A 24,590-nucleotide genomic window follows, 5' to 3' on the forward strand; every position below is an offset into this window, starting at 1 on the left:
ATTTTGCACAATCTCAGAGGTTTGAGAATATTTACCGCACTAAGAAAACATACAACGTCAGTTTCACTTTCCTTTCACATTTTGTGAGGCGATAACATTCCCATTTTCATCTGTTAGTCTTAAAGTAAAAGTAGCATCTGCTCCTTGCTGATGTTGGAATACGTAAGGAAATTGCTTTTGTCCTCTCATCAGTTTGCTATCACTAAAAACTACCCAGATAATTTGCTCATTTTCATCATACACTGCAAGTCTTGCCTTGTCCAAATCCTTATCCAATTTACAAGAGAAAGTACCTCTTTTAGTAATTGGTGCGTATTTTTTGGCTTCGGACTTGTCTAAGAAAATTTTTTGCTGGGCAACCGTTTTTTCTTTTGCTTTGACCTTTAAAAAGTAGTTTTTATGGAGAGGAAGTTCTCGGTTGGTACCTGATAATTCCGTTTTATGAAAGCCTTTTTTGAGCAACTTATTGTCTGATAGCAAGATATATAGCTTATCTTCCTCATCATAAATACCTACCCGCGCTTCTACGTCATCTTCAAGATGATATGTTAAAGTAGTAGCTTCCATTTTCTGCAAACTTGATACAGAGTCATTTTTAGTAACAATTTTTTGACTAATGATTTTACCATCTTCTTCCAAGCGCAGATAGAAAGTAGAGGTATCGTTCAAGGTATGGTTTACTCCCATTTTGAAGCGATAAAATCCGGGTGTTAAAGCCAAATTGCTAAGATGACGGTCAAAAACTTGTCCATTGCGAGTGTAGAGTGTCAGCGTAGCATTTTGGGTATAATCAGGAATCAAAACATCTAAACTCGTATTGATAGAGGTAATTTGGTGAGGACGAGACTCGTAGTTTTTTGCATTACACAGTTTGCCCGTAGCTTCGCTAACTATTTTACACAATTCCCTGACCATGAGGCTGTCTTGCCCATAGATATTTTCTAAGCCATTACCCCGAATTACTGCCCATACAGCAGACTGAGCGGTGCTGGTAAAATATTTTTTCTCGTTGATGAACTGAGCCAATTTGAGCAAATGACCTTCAGCCATTTTCCAGAGTAAAAAACTTACTCCTTTGGCAGGAGAACCATTACTTGGTTGGATACAAACCGTTTGCAGACTTTTTATATCTGTTTGTTGGGGACGTAGGGCTATTGCCTGCTCCTTTACCACCATTAAGTCTTGTTGCCATTCTTCTGTATTGTCAAAAATAGTCCCCGCCAATATCTTTATTTCTAAAGGCTTAGTAGAAATATTTTTAACTTCGATGTCTAAACATTTGCCGTTGTAGCCTCCTTTTCCTGTGGACTTAACTGAGGCTAACTTTTGCTTGACTGCCTCTATAAGGCTGATAGGCTCTCCTGCAAAGCAAGGTGCAATAACAGACACAAGGAGATAAAAGCTAAAAAGATAGAATAAAAGTGATTTTTTCATAGGTATTTTCTTTTCTATTGAATTGCCAAAAGGCAGGTAAAGTAAATAGCAACTCTGACCTTAACATTCAAAAAAAGTTATAATACCCCTTTGGTGCTTGGAATCTCCTCATTGCCTACTTCTTTGGCGATAGCCATGCGGACAGCCTTGGCAAAAGCCTTAAAGGTAGCCTCGATTTTGTGATGCTCGTTACTTCCTGCAATGTGGATATTCAGATTGCAAAGTGCTGTATCTGAAAAAGATTTGAAAAAGTGAAAGAACATTTCCGTAGGCATATTGCCTACTTTTTCTCTTTGGAAGGTAGCATTCCATACCAGATAAGGTCTTCCAGAAAAGTCTAAGGCTACGACTGAAAGAGCCTCGTCCATAGGCAAGGTGAAATGCCCGTAGCGAAAAATGCCTCTTTTTTCTCCCAAAGCCTTTCGGAAAGCCTCTCCTAATGCCAAAGCAGTATCCTCAATAGTATGATGTTCGTCTATGTGCAAGTCGCCTATGGCTTTGATAGTCAGGTTGCAGCGAGCGTGTTTAGCTATCTGCTCCAATAAATGGTCAAAAAATCCAATGCCTGTTTGAATATCTGCTTTGCCTTGTCCGTCTAATTCTAAATGAATGGTAATATCCGTTTCGTTTGTTTTGCGATGCACCTGTGCGGTTCTTGCTTTATGCCTTCTATCTTGTTGGATTAAGAATTGGGTTATCTCTTCCCAGTCAGAAGTACAAAGCACAGCTCTCTCATCTTTTTTTCCTATCAAAATACCTTTTGCTCCTAAGTTTTCAGCTAAGGTTACATCTGTAAGTCTATCTCCAATAGTAAAAGAGTTTTTCAAATCATATTTCGTTTCATCGAGGTACTCAGTCAGCATGCCTGTATGGGGCTTGCGAGTAGGTGCTTTTTCGTGTTCGAAAGTGCGGTCTATGTGTACTTTGTAAAAGTTAATACCCTCATTGGTAAGTAGATTCATCATTTTTTCATGGGCAGGTATGAAAGTGTGTTCTGGAAAAGAAGGTGTGCCTAATCCGTCTTGGTTTGTAACCATTACCAGAAGAAAGTCTGTTTCTTTGGCAATTTTGTGCAAAGAAGTGATGACTTTGGGAAGGAAAGCTAATTTTTCTAAGGAGTCAATCTGTTCGTCAGGAGGCTCAGTAATAATAGTTCCGTCTCGGTCAATAAACAAGATGCGTTTTTTCATGGTATTTAATATGCTTTGATAATTCGGTTTTATTGCAAATGTTTTGCAATTTTAACGATAACTTTTTAAAAAGCAAGAGAGTAAAAAACCTGTGTTTATGTAAAAAACTGATAATCAGATGAATATTGTTGTGATAGGGAGTACAAATATAGACATGATAGCCCAAGTACCTCACCTGCCCCAAGCAGGGGAAACGGTGATTGGTGGTACATTTTCCCAAGCATACGGCGGGAAAGGAGCAAATCAAGCTGTAGCGGCGAGTAGGATGGGAGGGCAGGTAACATTTATCTCCTGTGTGGGGGACGATACCTTTGGTACAGAGGTAATCCAACACTTTCAAAAAGAGGGTATTTATACAGATTTTGTATTCAAGGAGAAAAATGTGGCTACGGGAATTGCTTTGATTATGGTTGATGAAAAAGGAACTAATAGCATTGCTGTTGCCTCAGGAGCAAATGAAAGACTTAGCCCTCAGCATATCGACCAAGCAAGGCAGGTATTAGAAGAGGCTGATATTGTGCTTTTGCAGTTAGAAATCCCCTTAGCAACTGTCATCTATGCTATAGATTTGGCAAAGCAAATGGGAAAAAAAGTCTTACTAAATCCCGCCCCCGCTCAAAGGCTACCCAAGTCTTTGCTTAGCAAGGTAGATATTTTGATACCTAATGAAATAGAGGCGGAAATGCTTACAGGTATAAGATTTGAGGAAGAAATCAAAATAGTAGGAGAAAACCTACTTTCTTTGGGAGTAGAAACGGTCATTATTACCTTAGGAGAAAAAGGTTGCTATGTTATTGATAGTCAATCAGCAAGACAGATACCTGCCCCCCAAGTAAAAGCGATAGATACCACTGCGGCAGGAGATGTATTTTGTGGGACGCTGGCAGTAAGTTTAGCAGAGCAGAGGACATTGATAGAGGCAGTTCACTTTGCCAATGCGGCCGCTGCCCTTTCAGTTACCAAAGTAGGAGCGCAACCATCTGCTCCTTGCAAAAGTGAGATAGAGAATTTTTTAAAAGGATTACTTGCAAAAAATCAGTAAAAAGCTACTTTTCAAAAATGAACACAATATATTCTTAATTTTTTACACTTACTTGTGCTTATATTTATCTACATTTTCCACATATACTTTAATTTATGTCTATTACTCATCAACTTGCACTAACTTTTATTTCAGGTATCGGTTGTAGTCTATCAAAGCAACTTATTAGCTATTGTGGTTCAGCAGAAAAAGTTTTCCAAATGCCCAAAAGTAAACTTTTAAGGATTCCTAATATCGGTGAAATTCTGGCTGACCAAATCATTTCGCAAGGCAAGGAAGCACTACAAAAAGCAGAAAAAGAGGTACTAAAATGTGAAAAAGAAGGAGTTAGCATATTATCTTACTTGAATAAAGACTATCCTACGAGGCTCAAGCAGTTAGAAGATGCTCCTACGGTCTTATTTTACAGAGGAAAAGCAGGCTTAAATCATAGCAAAGTCGTCAGCATAGTCGGTACGAGGCAGGCTACAAATTATGGTAAAAGAGTAGTGGAGGACATCATTCATACCATTAAAAAATGTAATCCTTTGGTAGTAAGTGGTTTGGCTTATGGAATAGACATCGCCGCACACAAGGCTTCCCTGCAAAACAACCTACCAACAATAGCTGTTTTTGCTTGTGGCTTAGATTTTATCTATCCACCAGTGCATAAATCCATTGCTGAACAAATGATATTGGAAGGAGGTTTATTGACGGAATACCCTTTGCAGACCAAGCCTGACCCGCGTCAGTTCCCACAACGCAATCGCATCATTGCGGGTTTGGCAGATGCAACTATTGTAGTGGAAGCTGGTACAAAGGGGGGAGCGTTGATTACTGCCGAGATAGCTAATCAGTACAATAGGGAGGTATTTGCCGTCGCAGGAAATATTTACAACAAATACTCAGCAGGTTGTAATAACTTAATTAAAGAACACAAAGCCAATATTTTGACTTCTCCCGAGGACATTATTACTTTCATGAATTGGAAAGAGGGAGAAGTAGAAAAAGATAGGGTAGTAAAAAAATTGACGATAGACTTAGATGCTGAGGAACAGGTTATTTATGACTTGCTTATGAAGCATAAAGAGCTTCATTTGGACGAGTTGGGGTGGCAATCTCAATTAGGTGTGAGCAAGGTAGCTACTGTATTGCTCAATATGGAATTTAAAAACTTAGTCAAAGCCCTACCGGGCAAAAAGTTTGCTTTGCTATAAAACTTATTTTTTTGATTGTCATAGAACGATTGTTTTCTTTAAAAAACCCTAAGAACTTTGAAAATTCTTAGGGTTTGATTTATCTAAACCGCTTATAAAGTCCAGCCTTCTCTGTATTCTCGTCTTACAAATTGGTTGGCTTCATCAAAATTGGTAATTTTCATATTTTTTGCGTCCCAAAGCAGTTTTTTCCTACCGGGATAGTTCCTTCCGTCACGCATAGCATAGCTTCTGATAGCTAAGTTGCCCATGAGTACTGCCTCCGTGAAAGGACCTGCATAATCAAATGGGGAACTTAATTCCATATTTCCATAGCCTTTGATACAAGCATCTACCCACTGAGTATAGTGTCCTGCTTCTCCTCCTTCTACTCTTGGAATCGTTGGTTTAGGAAGTTCTACTTCTTTCATACGAGAAGTAGGCAAGAGTACAGGCATACTTTGATAGTTTGCCATCAGTTTACCCTTAGTTCCCTCGAATATATAGCCGTTGCCACCACCACCCATCTGCTCGTCAGGGAGTAGTTCTTCTGGTCTTTTTGGAATGAGTCCTCCGTCCATCCAAGTAAAATTAATACTGCCTTTGCCATCTTTACGTGGGAATTTAAGATGTATAATAGAAGAAGCGGGACAGCTATCTACATAATTTGCTTCTTTGAAAAAGTCTTCCCATGCTGTGGTCGCACTGCACTCTACCTCAGAAGGATAGTCTATAGGAAGGCAACGAAAAGCGGCATCCATGATATGACAAGCCATATCGCCCAAAGCTCCTGTGCCAAAATTCCACCACCCACGCCAGTTAAAAGGTAAATAAGCAGGGTTAAAGTCCATAGGCTTGACAGGACCTAACCACAAATCCCAACTTAATTCTTTGGGAATATCAAATTTGCCTTTGGGGGTAGGAATACCTTGGGGCCAAACTGGGCGATTTGTCCATGTAAGTACATTGGTAACTTCCCCTATCAGACCTGCTTCTACCCATTCTTTGGTTACTCGTACATAGTCAGCAGAGGCATACTGGTTGCCCATCTGCGTTACTACTTTGTACTTTCTTGCGGCTTCGGTAAGCATACGTGCTTCGTAGATATTGTGTGTGAGTGGTTTTTGTACGTACACGTGCTTACCTCTTTGGATAGCTGCCATAGTAGCCACTGCGTGTGTATGGTCAGGTGTAGAAACAGACACAGCATCTATATTTTTAGATTCTTTGTCAAACATTTCACGAAAATCTCTGTAAAACTTTGCATTAGGGAAATTTTTACGTGAATTGGCGGTCATTCTTTCATCTACATCGCATAAAAAAGCAATTTTTGCTTTTGGATTTTTAGCAAAACCTGTCAAGTCAGATTCTCCTTTTCCCCCTACTCCTATACCCGCAATGTAAAGCGTGTCGCTTGGGGGAATGAATCCCTTACCTCCTAAAACAAAACGAGGTACGATGCTAAAAGCCGCAGTAGCTATCCCTGCACTTTTGATAAAATTTCTTCGTGAAAGATTTGATTTGGTAGCAGTGCTTTTCTCTTCGTTAGACATACTCATTGATTGATGATTTTTAGTATTAAAAATAACTGAATTTATAAAAAATAGTATTGATTGAAATGCAAAAGTATCTATCTGAATGTCTAAAATTGGTCAAGCCACACAACTACCTTTCCCCAAGTAGCAGTTTTTATACTTTCTTTTCTTTAGGTAACTCTATCACAAACTCAGTCCCCTTGCCTAATTCACTGTTTACACTAATCTTACCGTTCATTCGCTCTACTAAGGTTTTGATAATAGATAAGCCCAATCCTGTAGAACTTTCCCCTGCGGTAGGTCTGGCAGAAAGTTTTTGAAATTTCTTAAACATCTTTTTTTGGTCTTCAGGACTAATACCAGGTCCTTCATCTTTGACAGAAATAGAGACGATGTGAGAGTTTTCTACCGCCGAGATGTAAATATTTTTTTCTTGAGGTGAAAACTTGATTGCATTAGAAACCAAATTGTCTAAAATACGATTGAGGTAACTGCGGTCTGCATCTATCACCTTCGTATTCAGTTGTTGGTCAAAATGTAGCTGTATTTTTTTGTTCTCTGCTTGTTGTTTGTAGCTGTTTACCACAGGAATCAAGAAGTTTTCTAAGTCAACCTTTTCCCAGTTAATCGCTTCTGGTTTTTGCTGTTCTATGGCATTAATATCTAACAAGTCTTCTATGAATTTTTTGCCCTCGAAAGCTACTTTGCGTATCATTTGCACAAATTCTTCTTGCTCTTCGTTCAAATCTCCCAAATTGGGTAACAACTGTGCGGCTCCCGCAATTTTGTTGAGTGGTGCTTTCAAGTCATGAGCTACTATGTTCATCAAACTATTTTTCTCTCTGTCTAAGTCTTCTAATCGCGTATTTTTCTGCTCTATCTCCTGTTTCTGTACCTGTAATTGAGTATTTTGTTGTTCTATCTGAACTTTTTGTGCTTGTACTTGAGCGAGGGTTTCTGCCAATTCTTTTTTCTGCTTGTCCAACCGTCTTGATAAGATAAAGAGGAAAATCGCCGCAAAAGCAAAAACAAGAGCAATTAAGGAGAAAAGGATAATCTTATTTCTAAACTCGGCTGCAAGTTGCCTTTTTTCTGCCTCTATTTTCTCGTATTTCTCCTGCAAAATCTTTGCTAACTCTGCTTGTTTCTTCAGAGAATCTTGTTTGGAAGCAATAAGTAACTGCATCTGAGCTAATACTTCGCCTGACTGTTGCTGTAACTGATTATAAGTTTCTTCATTCTTTGCTAAGGTTTCTTTCAGATTTGCCAAAACTTCAGTGTATTTCTTTTTCTGTGCCTCGGTCAAAGATTTATCATTTTTGATTTTATCTTCTATTTTAACAATCTCTGCACTAATTCTCTTACTTTTTTCTCTCAATAGAATAGGCACAGTAAGTAGTTCCTCTGTAATTTTTTCAATATTTTCTCTTACACCTGACGTGTTTGGTGGAGGAATCTCTGTCTGAGCCTTTTTTATAAAAATGTAAGCATATCTATTATCTTGTTCTTTGTGTGTTACAAGGTAACTTTCTGGAAAAATAGGTTCTATAAGTTGAGTAATTGGAGATTTTAGGGTAATCTTGCCTTCTGTGTTGGTGATATAAGAATCTTCATTAATGAATACTTTGAGATTTGCCGCAGGTTTTTTGTCTTCTAAATAAATAATATATTCAGAGATACCTTCTTGTTTCTGAACAGTATTTTTATTGTTAGCAATAGTCTTAGGCTCGCGATAAATAAGGCTAAATCTCACTGTGCCATTGGGTTGTTGTTCTGTATTTATATCCTCTTTGGCAATAAGTATTCCTTTAACCTCAAACTTGCTGTCTTTGCTCACTTTTTGATTGACCGGCGTATGTATGGTAAACCTGCCTGTTTTTGTAGTAACAACTGTTTCATTAAAATCTATGTACTTCACGGGAGTATTAGCCATAAGGCTTCCTCGTTCGTCATACAATGTCCCTGAATTTTCCTGAGTATTGTGCATGATTACAATCATCTCCTTCCCATCAGGGCTAAGAGAATATGATTTAACACTTTTCCCTTTCTTAATGAAAACAAGACTATTAGCATCAAAACCTGCCCTATCTTCTAAATAAAATCTAACCTCTCCTTTCCCGTCTGTAGTTCGTTCAATTTTGCTACCCGCCAGACGCACAGTTACTCCTGCTAATTTGGCATTATTCTCATCAAATACTCTAATAGTTAGCTGTCCTCCTCCTTGTGCGTAAAGAGAGTAATTTCCTACTAAGAAAGAAATTAACCCAGCTACTAAAAAAGTTTGTAGTAGTCGGGCAATCAATATATGAAGTACTTGATATTGAGTATTTGAGAGTTTCATGTTGTTGCCAATGCTTACTAACTAAATTTATGATGTTAGCAATACAAAATATTTCGCCAAAAATACAAATAAGTACATTTTCTATGTATAATTTTAAAACTTTTTTACATGGGGTCAAATTTCTATTACAGCATAGAGAGCGATAAGCACAAGATAGTTATTAAAGTCCTCAAATTTGATTATTGTAAAAACGTAATAAATATAACAAAAGACGCACAAAAAATTATATTTTTATGATAAATTTTCTTAAATTAATGCAAAAAGCACCAAACTTCCTAAGTCCGATACTTGTAAGTTTGATGCTTTGTTTTTTGTATGCCAATTTACTTTGAAAAAACTACTCTTTCACTATTTTCTTTATCTGTTTTCCTTGTCCATTTTGTATTTCTACAAAGTAAACTCCTTTTGTCAAGTTTTCTAAATCCAATACCACTTCTTGCTTGGTAAACTGTTTTTCAAAAATCTGCTCGTTGATTTCCTTACCCAACATATCTTTCAAGCGAATTTGCACCTTACCTTTGTAATGGTTGTCTATATTGATTTTCAACTCTTTACTTGTTGGATTAGGATAAATAAGCAAGGATTCATCTGGAATTACTTGAGCAAAAGCGACTTCAAATTTCAAGACGAAACGACTTGTATCTGTGCCTGCGTTGGCAGAAAAAGTATAGGGTTTTTCTCTCAAGTTTTGGGTAATTCCTAACTTCTTGTCTTCTAAGTAAATCGGCAAGTTTTCTTTGAAGTTTCTCAAATCGCTCAGGCTGATTTCATGCTGCCCGTTGCTTGCTACATAGAAATGCAAAGGCACTTCTTTGGGCAAGTTTTCTATGGACATAGCATTGTAAACCAAGTTTTTATTCCCCACTTTGGTATAAAGGCTTGGGGCAGGACTCGAGTTGAGCTGGATTTTAGGTACGTCTAAACGCTCATCAAACCCCTCAGTTGCGCCTCTTTTGAAGAAAAGTACCGTTTCATCTGACCACCTTTGAGAGGAGAGTTTTAGCTTCATTGCTCCTTGTGTTTTGCCTTCTTCATTTTCTTCAGTCCTAAAAAACTGAGTATTATTGTAAGTGCGCATCGCATTAGTAAATACTAAGTTATCGCTACCCATATTTGCTTTTAATACAAAGAAACCCTGTCCCATAGCAATTTCTTTCGTTCCTGAATTTGTCCCCATTTGCACGTCTGCATTGTAAGTTGCCCAAGTTCCTGCGTAAGGGGCAGTAGCAATCCTACGATGGATAGTTGTATTTTGAAGTTTATTGCTATTTACATCAATCATATAACTACAAACCAAGTCCCAATCCAAATTGGAAGGATAAGGATTGCCTACTAAATTCCACCCAGAGTTAGTGGCTGTGCCTTTGGTAATAGGAATATTGATGTCCCCGTTATTGAGCGTACCTACCCAATCTATGACTGTTCCAGAGTTGAGGTTTAAGATGTAGCCTCTGCCCACCTCTAAGTTTTCAGTCGTATTGGCAGGAGATTCCCAGCCTTTTTCAAAAATATCAAAAGTGGCTGGCGAGCTGACCACTTTGCTTTCATTGTAGCGATAGACATTAGGGAATGCACCTGAGTATGGCACTACCCAGTCATAAGCAGGGTTTAAGACCGCTGCAAAACCCACCCCATTAAAATCGCTGACCTTGCCATTGGAAATCGGGGAAGAGAAATAATTGTAGCCTTGAACTGTGGTGCGAAGGGCATAATTAGGCACGTGTCTTTGTGCGGTTACATTGCCCACTACCACAGAAGTCCCATGATTTTGTACCATGCTTTGATGACTTGCACTGGATAGCAAGGTCAAGTTTCCATTGGAAATCAGATTGCCGTTTAGTAAAATCACCAACTCTTTTACTCCGCAGGCATTGGAAAGGGTTACGTGATTAGCATTATCAATCGTTAGGTTTCTCACTTGTGAAGGGAGGGCATTTCCTGTGTTTTGAGCGGCATTTCCCTTGTAAATATAATTGGCATCATTGCTAAAAGTACGCGTACCTATTACCTGTACATCGCCTGCCGCTCCAGAGGAAGTAATACCTGCATTGCTACAAATTTGTAATATCCCGCCAGCTTGCAAGTTAAAGTTTCCATTTCCAGTAATGATATGGCAATCTGTAATTACCTTACCTCCATTTTGAATAGTAAAAGTACCATCTACATTGATATTTCCATTCAAAGTTAGCGTTCCTGTACCTGTTACCGTTACATTGTTGTAGTTACCACTATGAGTTTCATTCGCACTTACAGTTAAGTTCGGATTGGGCGAGGGGTCGGTGGTAAAAGTAGCTACCGAAGTATAAGCTGTCCCATTAGCATTGGTGGCATAGCCCTTAAAAGAAATATTAGTATTGGCGGGAAGCCCTGTTGCGGCGGTAGTAAATGCACTTACCGCCGTACCTCCCTCGATAACTTTGGTAACGCCTGTTCCCCCAATGATAGGGTTGTTGTTAGTGCTTGTAACCGACCAAACGATGCCTCTTTCTGTAATGGCAGAGCCTCCGTCTGCGGTAATAGTTGCTCCCAAAGTTGCAGAATTGTGGGTAATAGTCGCAGAGGTAGGGGTGTTAATAGTAGGCAATGCTCCCCCTTGTATGATGATGGTATAATCTTCGGCTTGCCCTGCACCAAAACCAGAAAAACCTGTAATCTGGCAAGGGCTAACGATACCTCCTGACATATCTGCTAACACTCTCATTCTCAGGGGCGTGTTGGTGAGAGGAGGAGAGGCAGGGATAGTAACCGTACCAAGGTGAGGACCTTTAGAGTTATTGGAGGTAAAAACTGTTTCACCAGCATCTACAAAATCTCCATCATTATTAAAATCTATGTAAATCCGTACATCGTGAAAGTTCAAGTCAAACCATGTCTTTACAGAAACATTGTAGGTAGTGTTAGTTTGTACGGTAGTGCCTTGATTACAAGTCATGTCCGTGTAATTAGTCCCGTCGCCTGCGGAAGAGGAGGAGGTTACGTTAATCGTATTTGTGCCATTGGTAAAGGTAAAGTTTTCTATGCCAAATCCATTACCTAAACCATGAGTCGCAGAAAAAGCACAAGTGGGGGCAGTAGGCAAAGAAGCAGGCGGAGGCTCATCTCCCAAAGAACTGACCAAAGAGGAGCGAGAGCTAAGCAAAGCACTTTCCATTCTGTTTGCTTGCCCAGCAGTAAAAATGTCTTCCCCACAAGTAGAATAGTTCATAATATTTCGCAACACTGCCGTAGTCCAAGCTGCGCCTGTGCATGGATTATTGCCTGAAGCGCAAGTCAGGTTTGGGTTTTCATGAGGTTCTGTATCGCATACTTTATCCCCGTCTGTGTTACAATTCCCATTGGCAGGGCAGCCACTGTCATCTCCTTCAAAGGTGTGGTACAGCCCAAAAGCATGACCTAATTCATGGGCAAGCGTTCCACTTGTATTGGTCATTTGGCTTGCTAAGATTATCGTTCCATCAACATTAGCAGGTGCGCCCGGGAAATAGGCATAGCCCGCAGTGAAAGACCCACAGCATACTGTTCCATCATTTCCATCAATCTTATTGACTACCCAAATATTATAATAATCTTTATTAGACCAACGACTTAGGTCTTTTACTACTTCTTCATCTACCCCTGTCATGGTGCTTCTCTTAATTCCACCCGCTACATAAGTGGCATTTCCACCTACATTTACCCTGTTAATCCCTGTAGTAGCTGCGCAAGTGGGGCTTCTTTTTGCTAAGACAAACTCCATATTCGTATTGGTACTCAGCATAGAGCCTGCAAAAAGTTGATTCGCATGGTCTAAGGCTTGCTGAATTTGAGCATCGGAAATGTTATAACTCGTACCTACTGCCGTCCCTGTGTGCATTACGTGAACTACTACGGGAATAATATAGGTAGCGGCTTCAGTTCTGTAAGCACTTCCTTTTTTTATCATCTCGAGTATTTTAGCCTCCATCGCCTCTACGTTTTTTCTATATTGCTCGTCTTTTTGAAGCATACTTTTGTGAATCTGGTCAAAAGCACACTGCCTAAAACGGTTTTGAGCAAAGGCGGAAAGTTGCAAAGTAATAAAGCAAGCCAGAAGCAGTGAGCGAAGGTTTACTGAATACTTGCTTAGAAACACAATAGGGTATTTTCGTTTCATGAGTTTAACTATTTTTTACTAAGGTCTATAACGGAGTAAATGGCTTTCAAGTTAATAGATTTTAACAATGTAATAATAATTTTAAGCAAAAACTATGTCTAATTTGGAAAAGCGTATGTAAGTTTACAGCATAATTTTTTGCATACAATTTTAAACTACTTAAATCTCATGAAATTCAGAGCAGAAATAGATGTAATGCCCTTAAAAGAATTGCTTGACCCACAAGGCAAAGCCGTTATGCTTGGACTAAAAAATCTTGGCATACAAAGCCTTGATGTGCGAATAGGGAAGCATATTAGCATAGAAATAGAGGCAGATACCAAAGAAGAAGCAAACGAAAAAGTACAAACCGCCTGTCAAAAATTACTTGCTAATCCTATCATGGAAGGCTTCGACTACGAACTTATAGAAATATAAAGCTTTGCCGAGGCAATGAACTTATTTTTGTATTTATTGTTTTTAGTATTAATGAAGTAAAATAGAGATTATGTTTTTTTACTTCACAGCAAAAAATTATTTTGACAAAAAATTAATAACAAAATGGCAAAAGCAGTAATTGAAGCAACAGATAAAAATTTTGAAGAATTAATTGCTTCTGATAAACCCGTCTTAGTAGATTTTTGGGCAGAGTGGTGCGGTCCTTGTCGCATGGTAGCTCCTGTAGTGGAGGAGTTGGCAGGCGACTATGAAGGGAAAGCTACCGTAGCTAAACTCGATGTGGATAGCAACCCAGAGGTTTCTTTCAAGTATGGTATTCGCAGTATCCCTACCTTGATGTTTTTCAAAAATGGTCAAGTGGTAGATAAAATCATCGGAGCGACCACAAAAAACGTTTTAGCTAAAAAATTAGAAGCACAATTGTAGTCTTTTTTATACAAATTGAGGTAAATCAAACAGTTTTGGTAGGTTTCTGCCAAAACTGTTTTTATTTTCAGAAAATAAGTGCTTTCTTGCAAATCTGAAAGACATTTTGCAAACAAACAATTAGCACGTATGATTCACGTAAGTACTGAAATAGGCAAACTCAAAAGAGTAATTATTCATAGCCCTGATAGTGGTTTGGGGAAGGTAGTCCCTTCCAAAGCACAAGATTGGCTTTTTGAGGACATAGTCGACCTAAAAAATATTCGCAGACAAGAGTACGACTACTTTGTCAAAATTTTACTTTACTTTTTAGATACTGAAAAAGTCAAAGGAAAGTTAGCAGAGATAGATAAACCTGAAAATAACAGAGCATTTTATAAGCCCGATGATGCTGGCTATCACAAATCAGATAAAGTATTGGATATGCAATACTTACTTTCTGAAATTCTTGTCGATAAAAGCCTTAAAAATGAGATAGTGGCTTCTATCTGTGCATTAGAGCGTTGTTCTTTTGCCCAACAACGCCTCCTCAATGATTTATCGCCCATAGAGTTAGCTAAAACATTGATTTCTGGCTCTTTGCCAAATGAGCAGATGCTTTTTGCCCCCGTTCCTAATTTTATTTTCACTCGCGACATAGGCATTACTATCAATGACCATATCTTGCTCAATAAGCCTGCAAAAGAAGCGCGCCGCAGAGAGTCTTTTATTTCAAAATATGTATTCCACTATCACCCTACTTTTGAAAGCTATAAAGATAAACTCATTGAAATACAAGACGATGAGTTGTTTTTCCTCTTAGAGGGAGCAGAGCGCGAACATAAGCAAGTTACGCTGGAGGGAGGCGACATCATGATGGTCGCTCCTAATAATCTGCTTGTAGGAGTGAGCGAGCGCACTACGCCCAATGCAGTAAATAAAATCATAGACGCTTTATTCAAGAAAGAAGTAGTAGAAAAAGTATCAGTTATCAAAATTCCGCCTAAGCGCGATTTTATGCACATAGATACTGTTTTTACCCAAGTAAAACGCAATATGTGGGTGCTTTTTGGCAAGTTCTCAAAGCGACAGTTAGAAGAAAAAGACCGCTTAGAAAAAATGTATAGCAAGAGAAAACGAAATGAGGAAAATCAGATGAAGATAATGCAGTTTTGGGAAGGAAAGCGTAAGCCTGTCGAGTTTGACTATTTAGAAGATTTATTAGACGACATCAGCCAGAACGACCTCAATTCCAAATCTCCTACCCAATTTATTTACTCTGGCGATGATGTTTTTCCTTATAGTCAAAGAGAGCAATGGACTGATTCGTGTAACTTGTTGGCTATCAAAGAGGGAGTAGTGGTAGGCTATGACAGAAATCATCACACAGCAGAGGCTTTTGCTAAGCAAGGATTTAGGGTAATTAAAGCGGCAGAACTGTTGGAAAAGTTTGAAAAAGAAGAACTTAAGCCTGATACACTCAAAGATACTCTCATCATGCTTCCTTCCGCAGAGCTTTCAAGAGCGCGAGGTGGCTCGCACTGTATGAGTATGCCTATCCTAAGAGATAAACTGTAGAGGTAATAGGGCTGGCAAAAAGGCTTTCTCTCATTAAAAACGGCAAGCTAAAATAGACATAATCAATAGCTTGCCGTTCAAACACGAAAATTTCTCAAAAGAAAAAGAACAACAAGTACAAAAATATAATTATCCATAAACCGTCTAAGAAATGCCAATAATCCTTTAATAGACGCATTTTCATTTTTTCATATTTGTTGCTAAAGATAATGAGTGCTTGCACCGCATCTTCGCTTGCTTTTTTGTAATGGTTGAACTGTACTATCGCAAATATTAAGCCCGCAAGCAGGTGTAAGATATGTAGCCCTGTTAAAATATACATATAAGAACCTGCTGCTTTTCCCGAGAACCTAATACCCTGTGCCACTAAACTTTGCCAGCCCAAGATTTGGCAAATTGAAAATGCTGCTCCTACAATAAACAGATAAAAAAGATTTGTACGCAAAGATTTTGCTTCGTCTATATGGAAGTCTGTCCATGCTTTTTGGGCAAAGTAGCTACTGACCAGAATAAAAATAGTGCTGACAAAGAAAAACTTAGGAAAAGCTAAATTACTAAGGTCAAATTTTTCTAAGGATTTGGTAAACCCAACTAAAAGAAATAAAAATACTACCCCGCTACCTGTCATAGCTAAATAGAGCATAATGAGGAAGGGGTGCTGTTTTTCTAATCGTTTGAAAAGAGGAATCTCTTGAGTAGGAACGTTTTTTTCCATAAAATAAGCAATATTGAAAGGTATCTAATTAGTTACGAAACATTTTTTGAAGGCTTTATGTTTTATAGTGGTTCAATATTTAGTTGGTTCTTGATTTTCACTGTTCCAAAAATTAAAAGTATATGAATTGGCAAAAAATAACTTCATTAGAAGACTTAGCAAAAATTAATCAGCAATCTTATCACCAAAAAGCACTCATTTTTAAGCATAGCACTCGCTGTTCTATCAGTGCCACAGTCCTAAATCGATTAGAAAGAAATTGGAAAGAGGAACAGGCAAAACACATCATTCCTTTTTATTTGGACTTAATTTCTTACCGAGAACTTTCTAATCATATTGCTGATTTTTATGGAGTTATACACGAGTCCCCACAGGTCTTGCTCATAGACAAGGGCAAATGTATTTATCATGCTTCACATTTTGATATTAATTTTGCTGAAATCGTGCAAGAATCTATGGCTAATTACTAAAAGCTACCTCCTAAATGCTTTGTGTGTAAGCACGTAACTGATACTTAATTGTAAACTAAGCGAGTTTAGAAGCATATTGTCAAAAATATCGTGATAACCAAATACTAAATCCTGATTGGTATATCGTTGGGCGGGATTGACGATGTTGTTAAGCCCGTATCGATAAGTAGCAGAAAATGAGAAGCGAAAGTTTTGAAAGTGATAACCCATGCCTGTACCTATGACCAGCCCGTAGTAATGGCTACTGAGTAGGTTAGTAACGTCATAGCGAGCAGAAGCAGTATTACCAAAAAAATCAGTCTTTTCTCCATTGATGCGTATGCCGGGTAGTTCTTTGATGACTAATGTTTTACTTGCATTAGACAATAAGCCATTGAATGCCCCAAGAAGCAAGTAGGGTTTAAACTTTTTGTCGATTAAGAACTGATAACGCATCACCGCAGGTATTTCTATGTAATTGATGGATTGGATACTATTCTTTTCTAAGTCTAACAAAAGGCTCAAATTAGGTGCAGGGTTGTCAGCCCAGCCATAAAAATCCCGATAAGCAAAGCGATAATTGCTATAAGAGGGCTGTATCAGCAAGGCAAAGTTTTTTGTTAGGGCATAAGTAAGTAAAAAACCCAGCCTAAAACCTATCAAATTGTTTTCTTCAAAACTATTAAAATACTTTTTCTCAGAACTTATGCTATTGCCTAACTGCATATTGTTAAATATAGAGAACCGCTCAGTAGGCATAGCAAAAGAGAGATTGCTCCCTATGACCCCTCCTATCTGTAATCTTGGAGCTATATAGTAATCATAGCTTTTCGATTCTCTGATAGCTAACCAATACTCTTGGAAGTCCTCATCGACCCTAATGGCAAAAAGTTTACTTAGAAATCTGTCAGCTAAATTGGGTTTGTCCAAAGCGATATAAGCACGACAAACTATACTGTATATATCGGCTTGAAACTCCTTTTTTACTTTTCTGAAATCTTTGGATTCGCGAGCCAAATCCTCATCTTTCTCTAAACAAGATTTTCTAAATAAGCTAATAACTTCTTCTAATTCACCATTTTGATACAATTTTTCTAAGTTATTGGCTATGGTTTTGTATTTATTATTGAGCAAGGTAATTTTAGAATCAGTATCTTGGGCAAAAGAAGTTTGAATCATCAAAGAAAGAAGCAATAATAACAATAAGTATCTCATTTTGTAGTGTTTGTTTTATTCAAAGATAAAAATATTTTGAATAATTGTGCATGGAGAAATGATTTATTTCTGTGTAGGTAATTTTATTTAGAAAGAAAAAAAAGGAACAGCTCTCACTTGGCTGTTCCTTTTTTGAAGTATAGTTTCAGGTTTATTCCTTGATAAACGGATAGTCTGCTTGCAGATAAACATCTGTATAGATTTCGGAAGGGTCTGGGTAGGGAGATTTTTCTGCAAAATCTACCGCATCAAGCACCTCTGCTTTTATCTCCTCGTCTATTTTTTCTAAATCCTCCTCTGTAGCAAAGCCTTTCGCCAAAATAGTCGCTCTTACCTGCTCTATGGGGTCTTGTTTTTTGTACTCCTCTACTTCCTCTTTGGTGCGGTACTTAGCAGGGTCTGACATAGAATGTCCTCTGTATCTGTAAGTTCTAAACTCTAACAAGGTAGGACCTTCACCATTTCTTGCTCTTTCTGCTGCTTTGGCTACTGCTCGGTGTACCGCCTCTACGTTCATAGCATCGACAGGTTCGGAAGGCATATTGTAAGCAGAGCCTAACTGATACAGTTCCACTACATTAGATGTTCTTCTTACGGAAGTACCCATCGCATAGCCGTTGTTTTCTATCACAAAAATTACGGGTAGTTGCCAAGTCATCGCCATATTCAGTGCTTCGTGAAAAGCTCCCTGCCTTACCGCTCCATCGCCCATGTAGCACATGCACAAGTTTTTCGTACCTTTGTATTTTTCAGCAAAAGCAATACCAGCCCCCAGCGGAATCTGTCCTCCAACAATGCCATGTCCCCCAATGAAATTTACTGATTTATCAAAAATGTGCATAGAACCTCCTTTGCCTTTGGTTGTTCCTGTGGATTTTCCGTAAAGCTCAGCCATGACCGCTCTTGCGCTTGTGCCTAAGGCTAAGGGATGTCCGTGGTCGCGATAAGCAGTAATCCACTTGTCATCTTTGGTCAAAGCAGAAACCGCACCTGAGGCACAAGCCTCCTGACCAATATAAAGGTGGCAGAAACCTCTGATTTTTTGTTGCCCATATAGTTGCCCTGCCTTCTCCTCAAACCTACGCATCAGCAGCATACTCCTGAACCAATACATATAGGTTTCCTTAGAAAACTCATGTTCGTTTTCTATGGCTATCTCTGCCGTTAGACCATTCGTTTTTACTTCCATAATTTGCTGTATATTAGAATAAACCGAGATAAATATAGCTAAATCAAATACGATAGTGTAAAATTGAAAACTTTTTCTTTAAAAACCAAAACTTAGGGCTACACGAAGCCTATTTATATCTTGGAATTTTAATTTTTTCATAAATAATAGAGGCACTTGGAAAAACACCCTTGATTTTATAGTACAATTCATAGGCTTTAGGCTTCTCTAAATAATTGCCTACTTTTACTTTGAAATTGGGCTGTACATATTCCAATTCAGGTCTATCTTCTGAGCCTGTCCTTAAGTTGTTAAAATCTGCCATTGCTTTTTCTGCCTCCTTTCTGTCTAAACCTGAATAAATCTGTATTCTATATCCCTTGACAGAAAAAGATTTGTTGCTTTCTGCTATCTGCCCCAAAAGCGTATCCAAAGGAACTTTCATGCTGCCTATAGGTTCTTGCAAGTTAGTAACAGGGGGTTTAACTGCATTGTTATTAGGATTTACTGTTTGCACAGGAGTATCTGTTGGGTTAAATTTTATTCTAAAACTACTAACATCATCGCTAAAATTAGTGTTTTGGGAATTACTAACGGTGGAAGTAGTCTTACAACTTACCGATGCAAGAAGTATCACAAGAAAAAAACATTGTTGGGCTTGTTTCATAACTTTATCCTAATTATCTTTCAAAGTAACATCATTCTATTGAAAAATCAAAATGTCGACATCTTATATTACTGCTATCGGTACGGCAAATCCCTCCACAAAAGTAGCACAATCTCAAATTGCAAGTTTCATGGCAAAAGCCCTTCAATTAGACAAAGTAGAGGAAAGACGCTTGCGTATGCTTTACAAGGCGACTGCCATAGATTTTCGTTACTCCGTCATCAATGACTACGCCCAATTAGCTGATTTTGAGTTTTTTCCCAATACAAATGGTTTAGAACCTTTCCCTAACACTACTGCTCGTATGAAAATTTACGAGCAATACGCCGCAGACTTATGTGTAAAAGCAATAGATAACTGCCTAAAAAATAAAGACTTACTAACAAAAATTACCCACCTCATCACCGTTAGCTGTACGGGAATGTATGCTCCGGGTATAGACATAGAAATCATAGAAAAATTAGGCTTACCTACTCATACTCAACGTATTTGTATCAACTTCATGGGGTGCTATGCCGCAATTAATGCCCTCAAAGTAGCCGATGCGATTTGCAAGGCAGATGCTCAGGCTTATGTACTCATAGCCGATGTAGAACTTTGTACCTTGCATTTTCAAAAAGAAAATACTGAAAATCACTTGCTTGCTAATGCTATTTTTGCTGATGGTGCGGGAGCGATGCTTGTGCAAGCCCAAAAAGCAGAAGGCAAAGCCTTTAGTTTAGAAGGTTTCTATTGCGATTTAGCTTCTGAGGGAAGAAGCGATATGGCTTGGTTTGTCAGAGATTTTGGTTTTGAAATGCGACTTTCCTCTTATGTTCCTAAGTTATTAGAGGGAAAAATGAAAGAATTGATTTTCAAGCTATTAAGCAAGTTTGGTCTGACTTTAGCAGAGATAGATACCTTAGCAATACACCCAGGAGGAAAAAAAATATTGGAAACGGTAGAAAAAATCTTAGCCTTGCCTCCGCAAAAAAATCAATATGCCTACGAGGTACTGAGAAACTTTGGCAATATGTCTTCTGTTACAATTATTTTTGTATTAAAAAATATCTTAGAAAATTTTGATTTTCAAAAAGATACAGCCAATATTTTGGGTATGGCTTTCGGACCTGGGCTTACCGTAGAGTCAGCCTTAATGAAAATACACCAATAGACTTCTTGCAAAAGCGTTTTTTTTATCGCCTCACCCCTGCCCCCTTTCCTTCTGAGAGGGGAAATAGGTACTTTCGCAAGAACTCTAATAAATCATTGCCATTGCAAAGCAATCAATCGCTTGTAAAATCCCTCATTGGCGAGCAGGTCTTCGTGTGTACCCCTTTCTATAATTTCACCTTCCTGAAGCACAATGATTTCATCAGCTTGTTGGATAGTGCTAAGTCGGTGGGCAATGACTATGGAAGTACGATTTTCCATGAGGTGATTCAGGGCATCTTGTACCAAACGCTCTGATTGTGAATCCAAAGCGGAAGTTGCCTCGTCCAAAATCAAAATAGGAGGATTTTTCAGGACTGCCCTTGCGATGCTCAATCTTTGCCTCTGCCCGCCTGAGAGTTTCATTCCCCTGTCCCCAATATTGGTTTGGTAGCCGTTTTCTGTTTCTATGATAAAGTCGTGAGCATTGGCAATCTTAGCCGCTTGAATTACCGCTTCTTCCGTAGCGTTAGGCACACCAAAGGCAATATTGTTAAAAATAGTATCATTGAATAAAATAGACTCTTGGGTTACTATGCCCATGAGTTTTCTCAACTCTTCCAAGTCGTATTGTTGGATATTTGTGCCGTCAAGCAAAATTTCTCCTTCGCTCACGTCATAAAATCTTGGAATGAGGTCTGCTAAAGTAGATTTTCCGCCCCCCGAGTTGCCTACTAAGGCAACCATCTTACCCTTTTTTATTTCCAAATTGATGTTTTTCAGTATAGTACGTTCTGAATTATAGCTGAAGAATACATTTTTGAAAATAATACTTTCCTTAAATGCCTTGATGGAGATAGGATTTTCTGCATTTTTTATCTTTGGTCGAATATCTAATACAGCCCAAATCCTATCGGCGGCAGCAAGTCCTCTTTGCAAAGCACTCACCGCAGAGGAAAACGCTTTTGCAGGATTGAGAATTTGTAGAAAAATCGCAATGTAAGCAAAAAACTGAGAGGCAGTCAAATCCGGGGAGTCGCTCAGTACCAAAGAACCACCATAAAGCAAAATAATACAAACAGTAACTACGCCTACGGTTTCGGAAATCGGGCTTGCCAAATCTCCCTTATTAAGAATGTATATGATTGTCTTAGTAAAGCTTTGATTTTGTTGGTGAAACTTCTGGCGGATAAAGTCAGACGCATTGAAAGCCTTAATAATTTTTAAGCCTGAGAGCGTTTCCTCTACGGTGGAAAGGATTTTCCCTAACAGTTGCTGGCTATCTATGCCGTGTTTTCGTAGGCTTTTTGCCAAGCGTGCAATAAGCAAAATAGCTACGGGCAGTACTAAAATTACAAAAATCGTTAGTTTGAAGGAAATATAGAGCAAAATACTAAAATTGACAAGGATAGTCAATGGCTCTTTGATAATGCCTTTGAGTTGCATCACCGCCCCATGCTCTACTTGCTCTACATCGTTAGTGATGCGAGAAAGCAAATCTCCTTTTGCCTCATTGGAGAGGTAAGCCAAGTCCAAAGACAACATTTTATTAAAAATTTCCTCTCGTATCTTACTCAAAATCTTATACATCGCCTTGTTTATCACTACAAAAGAAGCATAGCGAAATACATTGGAAAGCAGTACAGAAACCACAATAACGGCACAGACCAACTGCAAAGCCTTCATGCTTCCGTATTGCTTCACTATGTTGGACAAATAATAGTAAAAAAACTGCTTAGGGTAATTGATACTCCATGCAAACTCTGGCTTTTGCAAGTTTTCAGCAGGAATGCTTTGGAAAAGTACATCTAAGACCGGGGTAAGCAATACAAAGTTCAAAGAGCCAAAAATCACAGCTAATAAGGTCAAAATCAGATAGGTAGGAACGTAACTACTGTATGGCTTGGAATAAGAGATAATGCGTAAATAAGAATTCATTATTTGAAAAGGGTATCTTTTTGAGCTGGCAAAGTTAGGAAAAGTATTGAATTTTTCCCTACATTGCCTTTCTTAGCAAAATTTAACAATAAATTCCTAATAAATTAGTTGCAAAACTAAAAAATTAGTACTATGTTTGAATTGCGAATGATAAATGATAGATTATAAATTATAATGTATATCAATCATTCATAACTTATAATTACTAATTCATAACTCGAAAAAAGATGCAACTTACCAAAGCAGAAGAACAAATCATGCAGGTATTGTGGGACTTAGGAAAGGGTTTTGTCAAAGACATCATAGAGAAGCTGCCCGAACCCAAACCTGCCTATAACACAGTGGGAACCTTTATGAAGATTCTAAAAGAAAAAGGTTTTGTCGACTATAATGTCTATGGAAATACTTATGAGTATTTTCCTTTGATTTCTAAAAGTGAATACAGTAACTCATTCTTAAAGAACTTTTTAAGCGGCTATTTTGGTGGCTCGTTTGAGAAAATGGTATCTTTCTTTGTCAAGCAAAATGATATGGACTTGAAAGATGTAGAGGAGTTGATGAAGCATGTAAAGAAAGATTTAGAATAGTTTACAATTGTTTAAAAACGGTTTGAGGACTGCTTGAAGTAGTCTGACATTATTTTCCCATTTATAACTCATAACTAAAATGACCTACTTCATTTATCACTTTCTTAGCGTGCTTGTCTTTTTTGCTTTCTACCAAGTTTTCCTAAAAAAGGATACTTTTTTTGAAAGGAATCGTTGGTATCTGCTGACTTCTCTGGCAGTGGCTCTGCTTGCCCCTTTTTTGGATATTCCTCTATCAAGACAGCGTGCTACCGAAATAGGTGAAATGCAAGTTTTTGTGCTTCCAGAGATTACTGTAGAGCAAACAGAAACGCAAAGCTGGTCATGGGGAGAAATAGTTGGGAGAATTTATTGGTTAGGAGTGGGTATTGCCTTGATAATGTTTCTGATACGTATTTTCAAATTAATAAAAATGATAAAGGAAAACGAGTTAGAAAATCGTTTCCACAATTATTCAAATATACGAGTTAGAAACTCGCACTCCAGTACTTTTTCCTTTTTCAACTACCTTTTTTGGGATAGTTCACAAAACTTGACTAAGCAGGAGGAGAAGCAAATCTTAGAGCATGAGTTAGCACACATCAGAGGAGGACATTCCTACGACTTGATTTTCATAGCCTTGCAAAAGGTTATTTTTTGGTTTAACCCTCTCATTTACTTATACGAAAAAGAAATCGTCAATCAGCACGAGTTTATTGCAGACCGAAAGGCAAAAACTATCTCTAATACAGAGGATTATGTCAGCCTTATGGTTAGTTCTCTATTTAAAAATTTACAACTTGATTTTATACATTCATTTCACAATCAACAAATTAAACAAAGAATCAAAATGTTACACGCACAAAAAACAACCAAGTTGAAAGGCAATGCTAAAACGGTTTTGGCGATAGCCTTAGTGGCTACAACTGCCCTATTGGTAGCTTGTAGTAAGCAAATTCTTCCTGAAATTGATAAAGCCACAATTGCCTATCAGAATGGAAAAGATGTTTATTTTTATCAGAGTGAGAAGGATTTTGTAAAACAATTAAGCCCAATCATTACTCGCCATGCCAAAAATGCCTCTATGGAACTTGATGAAAACAGCATGGCAGAGAGAAAAATAGTGAGTTATAAAGATGGGAAAAGTGTCTTATATACTGCTATTAAAGACAAAAACAATCGGTTAATTTCTATAGCTACTCCTTTAGAAAAAGACGGTAAAACATTTAAAATAAGTAGCACAGAATCCTCGATTTCATGTGAAGGTAGTTGTGGGTGTGTGGTAGAGTATCATCCACCGCAAAATAATAAACCAGCTTATTATGCGTGCTCTTGTAGCCCGTGCAAGATGCGTGTAGAATAGCAAGCGAACGCTCTCCTAACAAACAAATATCCTTTGCATCAACGAAAGTTGCATAAAATTCAATCAAATGTTAGTTAATCCATTTAAAATCAACATTATGAGGTTCGC

Annotated in this window: 19 protein-coding genes; 9 read left to right on the forward strand and 10 right to left on the reverse strand. The window is 38.1% G+C overall.

Going from position 1 to position 24,590, the window contains the following annotated elements:
* Positions 1-63 precede the first annotated feature (63 nt).
* Together BM141_RS07215 and hisB are read right to left on the reverse strand one after the other, a co-directional pair.
* Entirely contained in the window at positions 64-1,434 is a 1,371-nt protein-coding gene (locus BM141_RS07215; protein ID WP_091542495.1) for a hypothetical protein, read from the reverse strand.
* A 77-nt stretch (positions 1,435-1,511) separates the two neighbouring features.
* On the reverse strand, positions 1,512-2,624 hold the full coding sequence (hisB, locus tag BM141_RS07220) for a bifunctional histidinol-phosphatase/imidazoleglycerol-phosphate dehydratase HisB (RefSeq protein ID WP_091542497.1): 1,113 nt from the start codon (positions 2,622-2,624) through the stop codon (positions 1,512-1,514).
* A gap of 118 nt (positions 2,625-2,742) precedes the next feature.
* Here hisB and rbsK point away from each other — a divergent pair, with 118 nt between their 5' ends.
* Complete coding sequence (rbsK, locus tag BM141_RS07225; protein ID WP_091542500.1) at positions 2,743-3,666, forward strand: ribokinase; 924 nt, start codon at positions 2,743-2,745, stop codon at positions 3,664-3,666.
* A gap of 95 nt (positions 3,667-3,761) precedes the next feature.
* Entirely contained in the window at positions 3,762-4,862 is a 1,101-nt protein-coding gene (dprA, locus tag BM141_RS07230) for a DNA-processing protein DprA (RefSeq protein WP_091542502.1), read from the forward strand.
* Between the two features lie 92 nt (positions 4,863-4,954).
* Here the strand turns inward: dprA and BM141_RS07235 are convergent, their stop codons facing one another.
* From BM141_RS07235 to BM141_RS07245, 3 genes are all read right to left on the reverse strand, one after another.
* Complete coding sequence (locus tag BM141_RS07235) at positions 4,955-6,400, reverse strand: Gfo/Idh/MocA family protein (RefSeq protein ID WP_245764006.1); 1,446 nt, start codon at positions 6,398-6,400, stop codon at positions 4,955-4,957.
* Positions 6,401-6,530: 130 nt separating this feature from the next.
* The gene (locus BM141_RS07240; RefSeq protein WP_091542508.1) at positions 6,531-8,717 is read right to left on the reverse strand and encodes an ATP-binding protein; all 2,187 of its coding nucleotides are present in this window, start codon (positions 8,715-8,717) and stop codon (positions 6,531-6,533) included.
* A gap of 337 nt (positions 8,718-9,054) precedes the next feature.
* Positions 9,055-12,849, reverse strand: coding sequence for a zinc-dependent metalloprotease (locus tag BM141_RS07245; protein ID WP_091542511.1), 3,795 nt, complete (start codon positions 12,847-12,849; stop codon positions 9,055-9,057).
* Between the two features lie 168 nt (positions 12,850-13,017).
* Between BM141_RS07245 and purS the strand changes: the two genes are divergently transcribed.
* The 3 genes from purS (at position 13,018) to BM141_RS07260 (ending at position 15,270) form a co-directional block, all read left to right on the forward strand.
* Positions 13,018-13,266, forward strand: coding sequence for a phosphoribosylformylglycinamidine synthase subunit PurS (gene purS / locus BM141_RS07250; protein ID WP_091542514.1), 249 nt, complete (start codon positions 13,018-13,020; stop codon positions 13,264-13,266).
* Between the two features lie 123 nt (positions 13,267-13,389).
* Positions 13,390-13,713 (forward strand): thioredoxin, encoded by a 324-nt coding sequence (gene trxA, locus BM141_RS07255; RefSeq protein WP_091542516.1) that lies wholly within the window; start codon positions 13,390-13,392, stop codon positions 13,711-13,713.
* Positions 13,714-13,842: 129 nt separating this feature from the next.
* On the forward strand, positions 13,843-15,270 hold the full coding sequence (locus BM141_RS07260; RefSeq protein ID WP_091542519.1) for an arginine deiminase family protein: 1,428 nt from the start codon (positions 13,843-13,845) through the stop codon (positions 15,268-15,270).
* A 94-nt stretch (positions 15,271-15,364) separates the two neighbouring features.
* On the opposite strand, the gene BM141_RS07265 is transcribed toward BM141_RS07260, so the two are convergent.
* Complete coding sequence (locus BM141_RS07265) at positions 15,365-15,985, reverse strand: cytochrome c oxidase subunit 3 (RefSeq protein ID WP_091542522.1); 621 nt, start codon at positions 15,983-15,985, stop codon at positions 15,365-15,367.
* Positions 15,986-16,107: 122 nt separating this feature from the next.
* On the opposite strand from BM141_RS07265, the gene ytxJ reads away from it, so the two are divergent.
* Complete coding sequence (gene ytxJ / locus BM141_RS07270) at positions 16,108-16,455, forward strand: bacillithiol system redox-active protein YtxJ (protein WP_091542527.1); 348 nt, start codon at positions 16,108-16,110, stop codon at positions 16,453-16,455.
* A gap of 3 nt (positions 16,456-16,458) precedes the next feature.
* Here the strand turns inward: ytxJ and BM141_RS07275 are convergent, their stop codons facing one another.
* From BM141_RS07275 to BM141_RS07285, 3 genes are all read right to left on the reverse strand, one after another.
* Complete coding sequence (locus BM141_RS07275) at positions 16,459-17,649, reverse strand: outer membrane beta-barrel protein (RefSeq protein WP_091542529.1); 1,191 nt, start codon at positions 17,647-17,649, stop codon at positions 16,459-16,461.
* 151 nt (positions 17,650-17,800) lie between these two features.
* The gene (gene pdhA / locus BM141_RS07280) at positions 17,801-18,763 is read right to left on the reverse strand and encodes a pyruvate dehydrogenase (acetyl-transferring) E1 component subunit alpha (protein ID WP_245764007.1); all 963 of its coding nucleotides are present in this window, start codon (positions 18,761-18,763) and stop codon (positions 17,801-17,803) included.
* Positions 18,764-18,947: 184 nt separating this feature from the next.
* Positions 18,948-19,454 carry a hypothetical protein gene (locus tag BM141_RS07285; RefSeq protein WP_143090832.1) on the reverse strand — a complete coding sequence of 169 codons (507 nt, stop codon included), beginning with the start codon at positions 19,452-19,454 and terminating at the stop codon, positions 18,948-18,950.
* 82 nt (positions 19,455-19,536) lie between these two features.
* Between BM141_RS07285 and BM141_RS07290 the strand changes: the two genes are divergently transcribed.
* The gene (locus tag BM141_RS07290; RefSeq protein WP_091542536.1) at positions 19,537-20,637 is read left to right on the forward strand and encodes a type III polyketide synthase; all 1,101 of its coding nucleotides are present in this window, start codon (positions 19,537-19,539) and stop codon (positions 20,635-20,637) included.
* Positions 20,638-20,729: 92 nt separating this feature from the next.
* Here BM141_RS07290 and BM141_RS07295 read toward each other — a convergent pair whose 3' ends face one another.
* Positions 20,730-22,553 carry an ABC transporter ATP-binding protein gene (locus BM141_RS07295; protein WP_091542540.1) on the reverse strand — a complete coding sequence of 608 codons (1,824 nt, stop codon included), beginning with the start codon at positions 22,551-22,553 and terminating at the stop codon, positions 20,730-20,732.
* A 227-nt stretch (positions 22,554-22,780) separates the two neighbouring features.
* Here BM141_RS07295 and BM141_RS07300 point away from each other — a divergent pair, with 227 nt between their 5' ends.
* Both BM141_RS07300 and BM141_RS07305 read left to right on the forward strand, forming a co-directional pair.
* Positions 22,781-23,140 (forward strand): BlaI/MecI/CopY family transcriptional regulator, encoded by a 360-nt coding sequence (locus BM141_RS07300; RefSeq protein WP_091542544.1) that lies wholly within the window; start codon positions 22,781-22,783, stop codon positions 23,138-23,140.
* 79 nt (positions 23,141-23,219) lie between these two features.
* Positions 23,220-24,482, forward strand: a complete 1,263-nt coding sequence (locus BM141_RS07305; RefSeq protein WP_091542547.1) for a M56 family metallopeptidase — start codon at positions 23,220-23,222, stop codon at positions 24,480-24,482.
* The last annotated feature ends 108 nt before the right edge of the window (positions 24,483-24,590 follow it).

It is taken from the genome of Thermoflexibacter ruber (genome assembly GCF_900113045.1).
Classification (GTDB): domain Bacteria; phylum Bacteroidota; class Bacteroidia; order Cytophagales; family Thermoflexibacteraceae; genus Thermoflexibacter; species Thermoflexibacter ruber.